Raw genomic sequence first — 13,886 nt, 5'->3', positions numbered from 1 at the left:
CTCACACGCGTCCTCACTCCCCTTTGTTCTTGCCGAGATCGACGCCGAGCTGCTTGAGCTTGCGATACAAGTGCGTGCGCTCCAGACCGGTCTTCTCCGCCACGCGCGTCATGCTGCCGTTCTCACGCGCAAGGTGATATTCGAAGTACGCGCGCTCGAACGCATCGCGCGCATCGCGCAACGGAATGTCGAACGAGATCGAGGCCGTTTGCGCGGCCAGCGCGCCGCTGCCCATGCCGTCGGTGGACAGCATCGGCAACGCGGCCGACGACGCCACCGCGGACGCGCTCACCGGCAACACCGGCTTGGCCGCTGCACCGCCGGGCGCCCCGGCCGAATTGCCGCGCGCGAGACCTTGCTCGACGGCCTTCAGGAGCTTCTGCAGCGCAATCGGTTTCTCGAGAAAATTGAGCGCGCCGATCTTGGTCGCTTCGACCGCCGTATCGATGGTCGCGTGACCGGACATCATGATCACCGGCATGGTCAGTTGCCCTTGCGCCGCCCATTCCTTGAGCAAGGTCACGCCGTCGGTATCGGGCATCCAGATGTCGAGCAGCACGAGGTCCGGCGCCTGGCGCAAACGGAACTCGCGCGCTTCCTGCGCATTTTCAGCGGCCTCCACGACATGCCCCTCGTCGCTCAGGATCTCCGAGAGCAATTCCCGGATGCCCATTTCATCATCTACCACCAGGATGGTTGCCATTTACGCTGCCCTTGTCTGCACTGTTGCTTTTGTCTTTCCCTGCGACGCACCGCTGCCGTGCGCCGGTCGCGGCCCTGTACCGGGTGCCGCGGCATCGTCCGCCAGTTGAAGGAAGAGGATCGAAATCTGCGCGCCTTCGATCACGTCGCCCGCTTTCATGCGATTGCGAATGTCGATGCGCGCGCCATGCTCGTCGACGATCTTCTTGACCATTGCAAGACCTAGGCCCGTACCTTTGGCCTTGGTCGTCACATAAGGTTCGAATGCGCGCGTGAGGATGCGCGCGGGGAACCCTGGTCCGTTATCCGACACTGTCAGACGCACCGCGACGCGTACTTTGCCTTCCGTGTCGGGGTCTCCGTATTCTACTGTCCTCGTCTCGAGCAACACACGCGGATGCTCGACATCAGCTACCGCATCCTGCGCGTTCTGCAGCAGGTTGTGAATCACCTGCCGCAATTGCGTCGCGTCGCCGCGAATCACGGGCAACGCGGCGAGCTCCACCTGGATCGCGCCCTTGCCTTCTTCGATACCGTACAGCGTGAGCACTTCGCTGACCAGATCGTTCAACTGCAGATGCGCGAGCACAGCAGGAGGCGTGCGCGCGTAGTCGCGGAAATTGTCGACCATCTGCTTCATCGCGGCGACCTGGTTGACGATCGTGGTCGCGCCGCGCTTTAACACGTCGGCGTCGGATGGCGACAGCTTGTCGGCGAGCTTCATCTGCAAACGCTCGGCGGAGAGCTGGATCGGCGTGAGCGGATTCTTGATCTCGTGCGCGAGCCGGCGCGCGACTTCACCCCATGCAATCGAACGCTGCGCGGAGATCACGTCGGAGATGTCGTCGAACACCACCACGTAGCCGGAGGTCTGCATGTCTTCGGCATCACGGTCCGCCGCCGAGACGAGGCGCGCGCCACGCACGAGCAGCGTGAGCGGTTCGGTTTCGCCCGGCACCTGAATCGAGAACTGCTGCTGCCAGTGGCCACGATCGTCGTGACCGTCGCCGCTTGCCGCTTCGCGATCGGCAAACGCCTTGCGGACCATGCCGCCGAATTCGCTCAACGCGCCGATCTGATCGAGCGACGAACCGAGCACGGTCTGGAACGGCTGGCGGAAAATCCGCTCGGCGCCACGATTCGCGGTGGTGAGCCTGAACTGCCGGTCGAACACGAACACCCCCGCGGTCAGATTCGCGAGGATGCTTTCCAGATACGCCTTCGAATGTTCGAGCGCGATGCGGTTGTTCTCGACCGCCGCGCGCGCTTCGGACAACTGCCGCGTCATCGCGTTGAACGACTGCGTGAGAAAGCCGAGCTCGTCGCGCGATTTGATTTCGCGCTTCGGCGTGTAATCGCCCTCGGTAATTTCCTTGGTGCCCTGCGCGAGCAGGAACAACGGCCGCGCCAGTTGATTGCCGAGCGCGAGCGCCAGCATCATCGCGATGAAGGTGGCGAGAAACAGCGCGAGCGTCAGCGTGCCGATGTACATCTTGCGCAAGCCCGTGCGGCCGAGCGCCTTCTCCTGGTACTCGCGATAAGCGCGCTGCACCGCGTCCGCATTACGCGCGAGCGACGGCGATACCGGCTGCGTGAGTTGCAGGAAGCGTTCGGCCGGCTGCAAGAGCGAAGCGTTCGAGTCGGGGATGCGCTGCACGACGCGCAGGCGCAGCACGCCCTTGCTGCCGTGCGCTTGCGGATCGCCGTCCACTTCGCCTTCGATCGCCGCGTAGCCGCGGCCGCGCGCCTGTTCGATCATCAGCGGCGTGGGCAGGTCGTTCGAGACGAGCATCGCGTAATTGCCTGAGGCCTGTGCAACCACATGCATGTCGGGTGTCGCGCCCGACATGCTGCGCGTGGGCTCGACGATGATCGCGTCCTGCACGCCGAACTGATCGCGCAGGCGCAACAGCGTGAGCGTGGTGCCGGCGGCGTCCGCGCTGGCGATCTGCTCGGACATCAGGCGGCCCTTGGTCTGCAGGTCCGACAGCGACGCGTCGAGCATGCCACGCCCGAGATTCAGACCGGCCGTGAGCGCGGTTTCGACGTTCACGTCGAACCACGATTCGATACTGCGCGACACGAACTGATACGAGACCACGTAAATGATCCCGCCCGGCACCACGCCGACCAGCGCCATGAAGAACGCGAGTTTCGCGAGCAGCCGCGTGCCGAACTTACCCTTACGCAGCCGCACGATGATGATGATGACGAGTGCCGCCACCACCAGCAGAAAGATCATCGCGACCGCGACATTGGCGCCGTACAGCCACTGGTAATAGCGGTCGAAGAATTCGGTATTCGCGCTCGCGGCGGCCAGCAGCACGAGCAGTAACACGGCCGTCACCGCGACCGTCGACACCAGCACGCGCACGACGATGCTGCTGACACTGGTGGTTGAGCGCACTTTATTTAGCACGTTCGGTCGCCGTGAAGGTAAAGCGCTTCCATTCGGAGGCGAGGTTCCAGTCGCGGTTGTTCACCGCGTCGATCTGGAACGGCTTGGGCATCAGCGCGATGTCGAGCTGCATGCGCACCGACGCGTTGTAGGTCTCGCCGGCCCGCACCTGATTACGCTCGATCACATGCCATGACGTGACGTGCTTGATCACCGCGAGCGCATCCTTGAGCGTGCCGAAGGCAAGCTGCAACCCACCGGACGACACACTCGACACGCGGTATTCGCGCGTCAGCGGCTGGAACGACAGGCGAATGCTTTGCGACACGCTCACCGGCTGCTCGTCGAACCAGTACCAGCGTGGCCGGCTCAGTTCGAAGTCGGTCGTGAAATAGAGCGGAATGCCTTTGTTGACTGCATCTTCGAGATTGCTGTTGAGTTCGAAGTCGAAACGCGCGTCGAGGCTCCAACCGCTGCTGTCAGATTGCAGCGACGCCCGCTGCACCGCGATCGAATCAGCGTGCGCCGCGCCCGGCGCTGCAAGCCATACGGCCAGCGCGATCCAGAGCACGGCAGCGAGCCGAAGCGGGAAGAAGCGTTTGATGGTCACCGTTTCTGAAAGCGCGCGTAGAAAAATCCGTCGTGGTCTGAGTTCGCGCCGGCGCTGTCTTCAGCGGATTGTCCGGCATGGGAACCGGCCGAGGTATCGGCGGGCGCGCGGGCGACTGAAGGTAAAAGTTGCCCCGGCGCGTCCAATCGTACCGCATCCTGATACTTGTTTCCAAACCACTGCGCCTGCAATTCGCCTTCTTCCGGAAAGATCGAACATGTAACGTAGAGCAACTCGCCGCCTGGCTTCACGAGCGGCCAGAGCGCATCGAGGATGCGGCGCTGTTCGGCGACCAGCGCGGGAATATCGGACGCTCGGCGCAGCCAGCGAATGTCCGGATGACGCCGCACGATGCCCGATGCCGAACACGGCACGTCGGCGAGGATGCGGTCGAACGGCTGGTCGATATCGTCGTGCCACTTCGCGGGCGTGCCCGCGTCGCCGATGCGCACTTCCGCTTCGAGCTTGAGCCGCTGCAGGTTTTCGCCGATGCGGCGCGCGCGCGACGCATCGCTTTCGAGCGCCACGAGTTGCAGATTCGCGAGTTCGAGCAGATGGCCGGTCTTGCCGCCCGGCGCCGCGCACGCGTCGAGCACGCGCATGCCGTCACGCACGCCGAGCAGTTGCGCGGCGAGTTGCGCGCCGGCGTCCTGCACCGAGACGACACCATCGCTGAAACCGGGGATGCGGTCCACCGGCATTGGCGTGTCGAGTCTGACCGCGTAATCGCCGGCCCGGCTCGCGGCGATGTGATGGCTCTGCAGCACTTGCAGGTAGGCGTCGACCGTCGAGCGGCGGACGTTCACGCGCAGCGTGAGCGGGCCTTGCGTGTTGCCGGACGCGAGCACCGCCTGCCACGCGTCGGGCCATGCGCGTTTGACCGCATCGATCCACCAGGCCGGATAGTTCCAGCGCGCGACTTCGTCGGCTTGCGCGGCGCTCAGCAGTGTCTCGCGCTCGCGCAGGAAGTTGCGCAGCACCGCGTTGACGAGCCCCTTCGCGAATGCGAATTCGCGACGCGCAGCGATCGCGCTCACCGCCTGATCGACCACGGTGAACGGCGTGTAGGCGGCGCTCGCTTCGTCATCGACCAGCAGTGCGAGCGAGCAGGCGAGCAGATGGCCGACGTGCGGCGGCGGCGCCTTCTTCACCAGCTTCGCGATCAGCCATTCGGCGGTCGCGAGACGCCGCATCGTGCGGTACGCGATGTCCTGCACCGCGCCGCGCGCGGCGGCGGCGCTCCCCTCAGGCGCGGACCCGAAGACGGATTGCAGCGCGGCCGGCAAGGCCGCGCCGAGACGCACGGCGCCGACGGCCTGACCGGCACAGTCGAGCGCGAAACCCAGCGATTCTGGCGCGAGATGCAACATCGACAAACGGGATTCGCGCGGACGTGCCGACGGAGAAGCAGAACGCGAAGAAGGCTTTGATGTCATGAAAGAGGCAAAGGCAGGCCGCGCGGTGCGCGCGGCGCAATCAGCACACATTGTAGCGTGGCGCCGGGTGCGGGCCGCCGTGGCTTGATGGCCAACGGCGGAGCCATGGCAAATCAGGGGCGGAATCATACCGAGGCTAACCGCGCGAGCGTAGTAATGGGGCGCGGGTTCGCTGCGGCAGCCGGAAAAGAGGTGAGGCGAACTCGCCGGGTGGCGCTATCTGGGATTGTTCGTGAAATCATCCGGCGACACCTCGGCTTGTGCTCTCTTCCGGTGCCTGAAATAAAGAAGGCGGGCCCGCAGGCCCGCCTTCTTCCGTCACTTCACTCGGCTTATTCAAAACGGCCCGTGCGCGCCATTTCCATCAAACGCGCGATGCGTTCCTCAGTGGCCGGGTGCGTCGAAAACAGATTCGCGATGCCGCCGCCCGACAGCGGATTCATGATCATCATCTGCGCGGTGGCCGGATGCTGCTCGGCCACGGGGAACGGGATCCCGCTCGCGTAACGATGGATCTTGTCGAGCGCCGAAGCGAGCGCTTGCGGGTCGCCGGAAATCTGCGCGCCGCGTCGGTCGGCTTCGAATTCCCGCGCGCGCGAAATCGCCATCTGAATCAACGCACCGGCGAGCGGCGCCAGCAACGCAACGGCGATGCTCGCGATCGGATTCGACCGATTGCCGTTCTCGTCGCGGCCGCCGAAGAACATCGCGAAGTTCGCCAGCGCGGAAATGGCGCCGGCCATGGTCGCCGACACAGTGGAAATCAGGATGTCGCGGTGCTTCACGTGCGCCAGTTCGTGCGCCATCACCCCGCGCATTTCGCGCTCGGACAGCACGCGCAGGATGCCGGTGGTGGCGGCAACCGCCGCATGCTCCGGATTGCGGCCGGTGGCGAACGCATTCGGCGCGTCTTCGTTGATCAGGTAGACGCGCGGCATCGGCAGGTTGGCGCGCGTGGAAAGCTCACGCACCATGCGATAGAACTGCGGCGCGCTGCTTTCGTCGACTTCCTGCGCGTTGTACATGCGCAGCACCATCTTGTCCGAAAACCAGTACGAGAAGAAATTCATCCCGAGGGCGATCACGAGCGCGATCATCATGCCGCGCGACCCGCCGATCATCCCGCCGATCACGATGAAAAGGGCCGTGATCGCGGCCATCAATATCGCGGTTTTGACCCAATTGAACATGTCTGCAACTCCTAAAACGTGGGCTTCATCTCTGCGCCGCTTGAACGCGGCGCCCGATTGTAAGCGAAACGTTAGATAAGGACAGATAGAGAAAATTCAATCATCTTGATGCGGTGGCGAGCTTGATGCCCAAGCCGACGAACGCGCTGCCGACTCCCCGATCCAGCCACTTCTTCACCGAAGGCTTGCCCGAAAAGCGCTGCGTCACGCTGCCCGCGATCCAGGCGACAAAACTGTTCCAGAGCATGCTCATCACGACAAACACCGCGCCGAGCGTGAGGAACGCGAACGTCTTGTGTTCGCTGCCGGTTGTCACGAACTGCGGGAAAAACGATACGAAGAAAAGCACGACCTTCGGATTCAGCACATTGGTCCAGAAGCCTTGCAGAAAAAGCTGCTTCAGCGACTTGGGTGCATCTGCCGCGCGTGCGTCGCCCACCGCCGTCTGCGCTGCGGGTTTGGAGAAAATGAGGCGCGCGCCGAGGTAGATCAGGTAAATAGCGCCCGCGAACTTGATGACGGTGAACGCCGTGGTCGACGCGGCCAGCAGCGCGGTCAAACCGAACGCGCACGCAAGCGAGTGGACGCAGCAACCCGCCGAGATGCCGAGTGCGGACATCAGGCCCGCGCCACGGCCTTGAGCGACGCTGCGCCCAACGATGTACGCCGTGTCCGGACCGGGCGTCACGTTCAGAAGAAAGACCGCAACGACGAAAAACTCGAAATGGGTAATGCCGAACATTGAAAACCTCGAAATTTGGGCGACTGCATGGAGGATTCTAACGCGCGGCAGGGTCGCGGCGGTGGCCTTGAACATCGGCCGAACGGTCGATGTTCAAGACATGCGCGGGCTGTTACTTTGCTTCGGGGAGTTGAAAACGCTGTCCCGCAGCCAAGGTCGAGCCGGCGAGGAATTCGCGCACCGGCAGGCGTTTGCCACCGGGTTTCTGCAATTGCGTCAAACGCAACGCGGCTTTGCCGCAAGCCACGATCACGCCGTCGGCAGAGACTTCGGTAATCGTGCCGGGCGCGCTGTGGCCTTGGGCCTGAGCGGGAACCGCGGCCCAGATTTTGACTGAGCTGCCGTCATCCAGCGTGCCCACGCCACCGGGGAACGGATCGAACGCACGCACCTGGCGCGCGAGGACCTCGGCCGGGCGGCGCCAGTCGAGCGCGGCTTCGTGCTTGCCGATTTTTTCGGCGTAGGTCACGCCGTCCGCCGGTTGCGGGGTCGATGCCAGCTTGCCGTTGCGTTCGAGTTCGATCAGCGCGTCGACGATGAGCTTCGCGCCATCCTGCGCCAGACGGTCGTGCAACGTGGCGGTGGTGTCGTCGGCGGAAATCGGCGTGCGCGTTTCGGAGATCATCGCGCCGGTGTCGAGGCCGACGTCCATCTGCATCAGCGTGATGCCGGTTTCCGCGTCGCCCGCTTCGATCGCGCGATGGATCGGCGCCGCACCGCGCCAGCGCGGCAACAACGACGCATGAATGTTGATGCAGCCAAGCCGCGGAATATCGAGCACTTCCTGCGGCAGGATCAGGCCGTAGGCGGCAACCACCATGACGTCGTGCGGCGTGGCGCGCAACTGCTCAATCGCGGCTGCGGCTTCCGCCGGGTATTTGCCAGCGCGGCGCAGCGAAGGCGGCTGCGCGATGTCGAGCCCATGCTCCTGCGCGTAGCGCTTGACGGGGCTCGCCTGCAATTTCATCCCGCGCCCGGCGGGCCGGTCGGGCTGGGTCAGCACGAGCGGCACCGGAAAACCGGCGCGGTGAATCGCGGCCAGCGCGGCCGCAGCGAACTCCGGCGTACCGGCAAAGATGAGGCGCAACGAATGACTCATGAACGGGGACGATGGACGAGGTGAACGCGCATTACATCGCGTGGGCGAGCTTCTTCATCTTGCTCTTGATGCGCGTCTGCTTCAGCGACGACAGGTACTCGACGAACACGCGGCCCATCAGGTGATCCATTTCGTGCTGGATGCACACGGCGAGCAGCCCTTCGCAATCCAGTTCGAAGGTTTCGCCCTTCTCGTTCAAGGCGCGCACGCGCACTTTCTCGGCGCGCTCGACGTTGTCGTAAATGCCCGGCACCGAGAGGCAGCCTTCTTCCGAAAGCTTGCGCTCATCGCTCGACCAGATGATTTCCGGATTGATGAACGCGAGCAACTGGTCGTGCGCGTCCGATACGTCGATCACGATCACGCGCTCGTGCACGTCCACCTGGGTCGCGGCAAGGCCGACGCCAGGCGCCGCATACATGGTCTCGGCCATGTCGGCGACGAGACGGCGAATCCGGTCGTTGACCTTTTCGACCGGCTTCGCAATCTTGTGCAGACGCTTGTCCGGATAGTTGAGGATATTCAGTAAAGCCATGATTTCGAGTGTGATTTGAGGCGCCGCTGACCGTGGAAGGATTCGCGTTGGCCGTTCGGCCAGGTTGTGGGCCCATCGTATTGCGCCGAGGATAGCTGGTGTCGAACCGGTTCGATTCAACGCGCTACATGCGCTAAACGACGAGCCCGCGCGGGTGGGCGCGGCGCTGCGGTTATTTCGGATGATGAAAATTTTAGCATGGCGCCCGCCTGCCCGCTGGCCCTGCAGAAGGAGCGACTCGCAATGCACACCTTGCCCGCAACCGACATCGAACTCGCCGCCTGGCTGCGGCTGTCGCTCGCACCGGGGCTGAAACCCGCGGCGCTGCGCTTGATGCTGAGCGCTTTTGGATTGCCGGGAGCGATTTTGGGTCAATCGCCGCAAGTCCTGGCCGGGGTCGCCGGCGAAGCCGCGGCGCGCGCCGCGCTCGCGCCGCCGGGCCCCGAATTCGACGCTCAGCTCGACGCGGTGATCGCATGGCGCGAACTGCCAGGCAATCAGGTCGTGACGCTCGATGATCCCGCGTATCCGCCCGCGTTGCTGACCATGCCCGACCCGCCGCCACTTCTATATATAAAAGGCCGGCTCGATCTGTTGCATACGCGAGCGGTCGCTCTTATCGGTAGCCGCAGCGCGACGCCGCAAGGCGTCGAAGACGCGGAGCGTTTCGCACGCGAGCTGTCGGCTGCAGGCGTGGCCATCGTGTCGGGACTGGCGCTCGGCATCGACGGCGCCGCGCATCGGGGCGGCCTGGAAGGCATCGGCAGCACGGTCGCGGTGATCGGCACCGGCGCGGACCTCGTGTACCCGGCGGCGCATCATGCGCTAGCGCGGCAGATTGCGGTGCAGGGCGCAATTCTCTCGGAGTGGCCGCTCGGCACGCCCGCGCGCGCCGCCAATTTTCCGCAGCGTAACCGCCTGATCGCCGGGCTGGCCAGCGGCGTGGTGATCGTCGAGGCCGCCATGCGCTCTGGCTCGCTGATCACCGCGCGGCTCGCCAATGAAATGGGACGCGATATCTTCGCGCTGCCCGGCTCGATTCACGCGCCGCTGTCGCGCGGATGCCATCGGATCATCAAGCAAGGCGCAAAGCTGGTGGAGTCGCCCGAGGAAGTGCTGGAAGAGTTGGGCTTTGCAAGGCGGCCGGCGGTTCATACTGCCTCGGCTTCAAAGCAGACGGTACTTTGGGGTGGCGTCGACTCGCGCAATACGCTGCCGCCGGTCGGCGCTTCGGCAAAGCCTCATCCCACGCTGGCAACGGCGCCGGCCGCCGATGCGAATTACCCGGAGTTAGCGACTGCGCATATGGGGAGCGAAGCGGCTTGCGCAGGCTCTGTCGCAGCGCCTGACTCGACCACGTTGTCGATAGCAGCAGGAACGCCGCTGGAACCGACACCCGCTGCAGCGAAGCAGGCAACGGCCCGCGCCGGCTTCGCAACGCCACAACCGCCCGCGCCGCCCCTCAACCCGGTCACTCCCGATGAGCAGCGACTCCTCGCAGCACTCGGCCACTCGCCCACCACGCTTGAAATCCTGGCAACCCGCACCGAGATGGAGGACTCGGCCCTGCAAACCACGTTGCTGCAACTGGAACTCGCCGGACAGGTGACCTTGCTGCCCGGCGGCCGCTTTATGCGGGCCAGCCACGGCCGACCCCGCCTGGACCAAGGTTGAGCACCCTCCGGCATTGGCCATGCTACATTCGCGCCAAAGCATCTGACAAAGTACGCAAGGAACCCACTACATGCCCGCGCTGAATCTCGACACCGACCAGGACCGGATCGCCGAGCGCGTCAACGAGCCCGACACGTTGTTCGTGGCGTGCCTGTGCGCGGAATGGTGCGGAACCTGCCGTGATTATCGGGACGCGTTCGACAAACTGGCCGACCGGCATCCGGATATCTGTTTCGCATGGATCGACATCGAAACTCATGCGGACCGCTTCGACGATCTGGATGTCGAGAACTTCCCGACCATCCTGATTGAAGACTCGGTCACGACGCGCTTTTTCGGTACCGTTTTGCCACAGGCGTCGATTGTGGAGCGGATGTTGCTGGACCTGACGGCCGTGCCTGGCATCACCGGCGCGCCCAAGCTGCGGCCCGCGCTGACGGCCGCCTGAACGCGGCGGCGCCCGCGCTCGACTGTTGCTGCAAGGGCGTGTTGGAAGCGCTGCACAGCAGGTTTGCCGCAGCTTGCCCAATGGCTGAGCGCGCAATTATGATGGCGCGCTTTCAAGGCACTTGACACGCCGCCTTCGCGCCGTGTGCTATAAAGCGGTCGTTAAAGGGTCGCAAAGGTCGCAAACGAGGGTCGCGCGCTTAAATGGCGCACTCAAGGCCATCAACCCGGATCTACCAACCTCACATCGAGTCATGTCCAAAGCACTGATCATCGCCGAAAAGCCTTCCGTCGCGAACGACATCGCGCGCGCTTTGGGCGGCTTTACCAAGCATGACGAGTACTACGAAAGCGACGACTACGTCCTTTCCTCGGCAGTCGGCCACCTGCTGGAAATTGCCGCGCCCGAAGACTACGAAGTCAAACGCGGCAAGTGGAGCTTCGCCAATCTGCCCGTCATTCCGCCACATTTCGATCTGAACCCGATCGCCAAGAGCGAGTCGCGCCTGAAGGTGCTGACCAAGCTGCTCAAGCGCAAGGACGTCGACCGTCTGATCAACGCATGCGACGCGGGGCGCGAGGGCGAACTGATCTTCCGCCTTATCGCGCAGCACGCCAAAGCCAAGCAGCCGGTGCAGCGTCTGTGGCTGCAATCGATGACGGCCGGCGCAATCCGCGACGGCTTCGCCCGTCTGCGCAGCGACGAAGAGATGCAGCCGCTCGCCGATGCGGCGCGCTGCCGCTCGGAGGCGGACTGGCTGGTCGGCATCAACGGCACGCGGGCAATGACCGCGTTCAACAGCAAGGGCGGCGGCTTCTTCCTGACCACGGTCGGGCGAGTGCAGACGCCGACGCTGTCGATCGTCGTCGAGCGCGAAGAGAAGATTCGCCGCTTCGTGCCGCGCGACTACTGGGAAGTGAAGGCCGAGTTCGTCTGCGCGAGCGGTTTCTACGAAGGCCGCTGGTTCGATCCGAAATTCAAGCGCGACGAGTTCGACCCGGAGAAGCGCGATTCACGCCTGTGGGCGCTGCCCGCGGCCGAAACGATCGTCGCCGCCTGCCGCGGCCAGATCGGCACGGTGAGCGAAGAATCGAAGCCGTCCACGCAGCTGTCGCCGGCCCTGTTCGACCTGACCAGCTTGCAGCGCGAGGCCAACGGCCGCTTCGGCTTCTCGGCGAAGAACACGCTGGGCCTCGCCCAGGCGCTGTATGAAAAGCACAAGGTGCTGACCTATCCTCGAACCGACGCTCGCGCGCTGCCGGAAGACTATATGGATACGGTCAAGCAGACGCTCGGCATGCTCAAGGAGAGCAACAACTATCTGCCATTCGCCAAGCAGGTGCTCGACAAGGGCTGGGTGAAGCCGAACAAGCGCATCTTCGACAATTCGAAGATCAGCGACCACTTCGCAATCATCCCGACGCTGCAAGCGCCGAAGAATCTGTCCGAACCGGAACAGAAGCTCTACGACCTCGTCGTGAAGCGCTTCCTGTCGGTATTCTTCCCCGCCGCCGAATACCGGGTGACGACGCGGATCACGCAAGTGGTCGGCCATCACTTCAAAACCGAAGGCAAGGTGCTGGTTGAACCGGGCTGGCTGCAGGTCTACGGCCGCGAAATCAGCGGTGAAGACGCGAACCTCGTCCCGGTGCAGAAGGACGAGAAGGTCAAGACCGACAAGATCGCCGCTCAGCAACTGGTGACGAAGCCGCCTGCACGCTATAACGAAGCGACCTTGCTGTCCGCAATGGAAGGCGCGGGCAAGCTCGTCGAAGACGACGAGTTGCGCGAAGCGATGGCGGCCAAGGGGCTCGGCACGCCGGCTACGCGTGCGGCCATCATCGAAGGTCTGCTCGGTGAAAAGTATCTGATTCGCGAGGGCCGCGATCTGATTCCAACCGCCAAAGCCTTCCAGTTGATGACGCTGTTGCGCGGCCTCGGCGTGAAAGAGCTGACCGCGCCTGAATTGACCGGCGAGTGGGAATACAAGCTCTCCCAGATGGAACGCGGCAACCTGCCGCGCGATGCGTTCATGCAGGAAATCGCCCGCATGACGCAGACCATCGTCAAGCGCGCGAAGGAATATGATTCCGACACGATCCCGGGCGATTACGCGACGTTGCAGACACCGTGTCCGAATTGCGGCGGTCAGGTGAAGGAGAACTACCGGCGTTTCGCCTGCTCGAAATGCGAGTTTTCGATTTCGAAGATTCCGGGCGGACGCCAGTTCGAAATTCCCGAAGTCGAAGAGTTGCTGCAGAACAAGACGATCGGACCGCTGTCGGGCTTCCGTAGCAAAATGGGCCGGCCGTTTTCGGCCATCCTCAAGCTGTCGTTCGACGACGAGATCAAGAACTACAAGCTCGAGTTCGATTTCGGCCAGGATGCGGGCGGCGAAGACGGCGAACCGCCTGACTTTTCCGATCAGCAACAGGTGGGCGCTTGCCCGAAGTGCAAGGGTCGCGTGTTCGAACACGGCATGAGCTACGTCTGCGAGAACTCGGTCGCCAACCCGAAGACCTGCGACTTCCGCTCGGGCAAGGTCATCCTGCAGCAGGAAATTGCCCGCGAGCAGATGGCCAAGCTGCTCGAAGAAGGCCGCACGGACCTGCTCACGAACTTCAAGTCGTCGCGCACTGGACGTAACTTCAAGGCATTCCTCGTCAAGCAGAATGACGGCAAGATCGGCTTCGAATTCGAGAAGAAAGAGCCGTCGGCCAAGACTGCCGCGAAGACCGCGGCGGCCAAATCGGCTGCGAAGGCGGCGCCGGAGTCGGACGATGGAGAAACGGCAGTGGCGGTAAAGACTGCGCCCGCGGCCAAAAAAGCTGCGGCGAAGAAAGCGCCCGCGGCCAAAACCGCTGCAGCCAAGAAAGCGCCCGCGAAGAAAGCGGTAGCGCGTAAAACCGGCTCCTGATTCAAGCTGATAGCCGCGCCGGAAGACGTGTCACTTCCGGCAGGTTTCGTCCGCGCTCGTCATGAAAAAAGGCGCAGTCACTTTCGGTGACTGCGCCTTTTTACTGTCCGCAGGCATGCGCCTGCGTTGCTACCT

The 13,886-nt window shown here is 63.7% G+C and carries 11 protein-coding genes; 3 read left to right on the top strand and 8 right to left on the bottom strand.

The window, feature by feature from the left end; all coding sequences use genetic code 11:
* Nucleotides 1–13 precede the first annotated feature (13 nt).
* The 8 genes from esaR to def form a co-directional block, all read right to left on the bottom strand.
* Nucleotides 14–703 (bottom strand): response regulator transcription factor EsaR, encoded by a 690-nt coding sequence (gene esaR / locus ACZ9H4_RS23410; RefSeq protein WP_408139748.1) that lies wholly within the window; start codon nucleotides 701–703, stop codon nucleotides 14–16.
* Entirely contained in the window at nucleotides 704–3,121 is a 2,418-nt protein-coding gene (locus tag ACZ9H4_RS23405; protein ID WP_408139750.1) for a sensor histidine kinase, read from the bottom strand. It lies immediately after the preceding gene.
* Nucleotides 3,111–3,710 carry a DUF4390 domain-containing protein gene (locus tag ACZ9H4_RS23400; RefSeq protein ID WP_408139752.1) on the bottom strand — a complete coding sequence of 200 codons (600 nt, stop codon included), beginning with the start codon at nucleotides 3,708–3,710 and terminating at the stop codon, nucleotides 3,111–3,113. Before ACZ9H4_RS23400 ends, ACZ9H4_RS23405 begins: the two co-directional genes overlap by 11 nt.
* Nucleotides 3,707–5,146: a 16S rRNA (cytosine(967)-C(5))-methyltransferase RsmB gene (gene rsmB / locus ACZ9H4_RS23395; RefSeq protein WP_476121114.1), complete on the bottom strand. Its 1,440-nt coding sequence runs from the start codon at nucleotides 5,144–5,146 to the stop codon at nucleotides 3,707–3,709. The genes ACZ9H4_RS23400 and rsmB overlap by 4 nt, the downstream gene beginning before the upstream one ends.
* Nucleotides 5,147–5,478: 332 nt before the next feature.
* On the bottom strand, nucleotides 5,479–6,336 hold the full coding sequence (gene htpX / locus ACZ9H4_RS23390; protein WP_476121112.1) for a zinc metalloprotease HtpX: 858 nt from the start codon (nucleotides 6,334–6,336) through the stop codon (nucleotides 5,479–5,481).
* 100 nt (nucleotides 6,337–6,436) lie between these two features.
* On the bottom strand, nucleotides 6,437–7,078 hold the full coding sequence (locus ACZ9H4_RS23385; RefSeq protein ID WP_408139758.1) for a LysE family translocator: 642 nt from the start codon (nucleotides 7,076–7,078) through the stop codon (nucleotides 6,437–6,439).
* Between the two features lie 112 nt (nucleotides 7,079–7,190).
* A complete protein-coding gene (gene fmt / locus ACZ9H4_RS23380) occupies nucleotides 7,191–8,177 on the bottom strand; it encodes a methionyl-tRNA formyltransferase (RefSeq protein ID WP_476121109.1) in 987 nt (328 codons plus the stop codon).
* 31 nt (nucleotides 8,178–8,208) lie between these two features.
* Nucleotides 8,209–8,712, bottom strand: a complete 504-nt coding sequence (def, locus tag ACZ9H4_RS23375) for a peptide deformylase (RefSeq protein WP_408139761.1) — start codon at nucleotides 8,710–8,712, stop codon at nucleotides 8,209–8,211.
* 243 nt (nucleotides 8,713–8,955) lie between these two features.
* On the opposite strand from def, the gene dprA reads away from it, so the two are divergent.
* From dprA to ACZ9H4_RS23360, 3 genes are all read left to right on the top strand, one after another.
* On the top strand, nucleotides 8,956–10,386 hold the full coding sequence (gene dprA, locus ACZ9H4_RS23370; RefSeq protein ID WP_408323274.1) for a DNA-processing protein DprA: 1,431 nt from the start codon (nucleotides 8,956–8,958) through the stop codon (nucleotides 10,384–10,386).
* 70 nt (nucleotides 10,387–10,456) lie between these two features.
* Nucleotides 10,457–10,834: a thioredoxin family protein gene (locus ACZ9H4_RS23365; protein ID WP_408323140.1), complete on the top strand. Its 378-nt coding sequence runs from the start codon at nucleotides 10,457–10,459 to the stop codon at nucleotides 10,832–10,834.
* Between the two features lie 253 nt (nucleotides 10,835–11,087).
* Nucleotides 11,088–13,751, top strand: a complete 2,664-nt coding sequence (locus tag ACZ9H4_RS23360) for a DNA topoisomerase III (RefSeq protein ID WP_476121105.1) — start codon at nucleotides 11,088–11,090, stop codon at nucleotides 13,749–13,751.
* Nucleotides 13,752–13,886 lie beyond the last annotated feature (135 nt).

The organism is Paraburkholderia sp. TE9906 (genome assembly GCF_056279605.1).
Note: the sequence above shows the minus strand (reverse complement) of the source record. Positions and strands in the feature narration are given on the sequence as shown.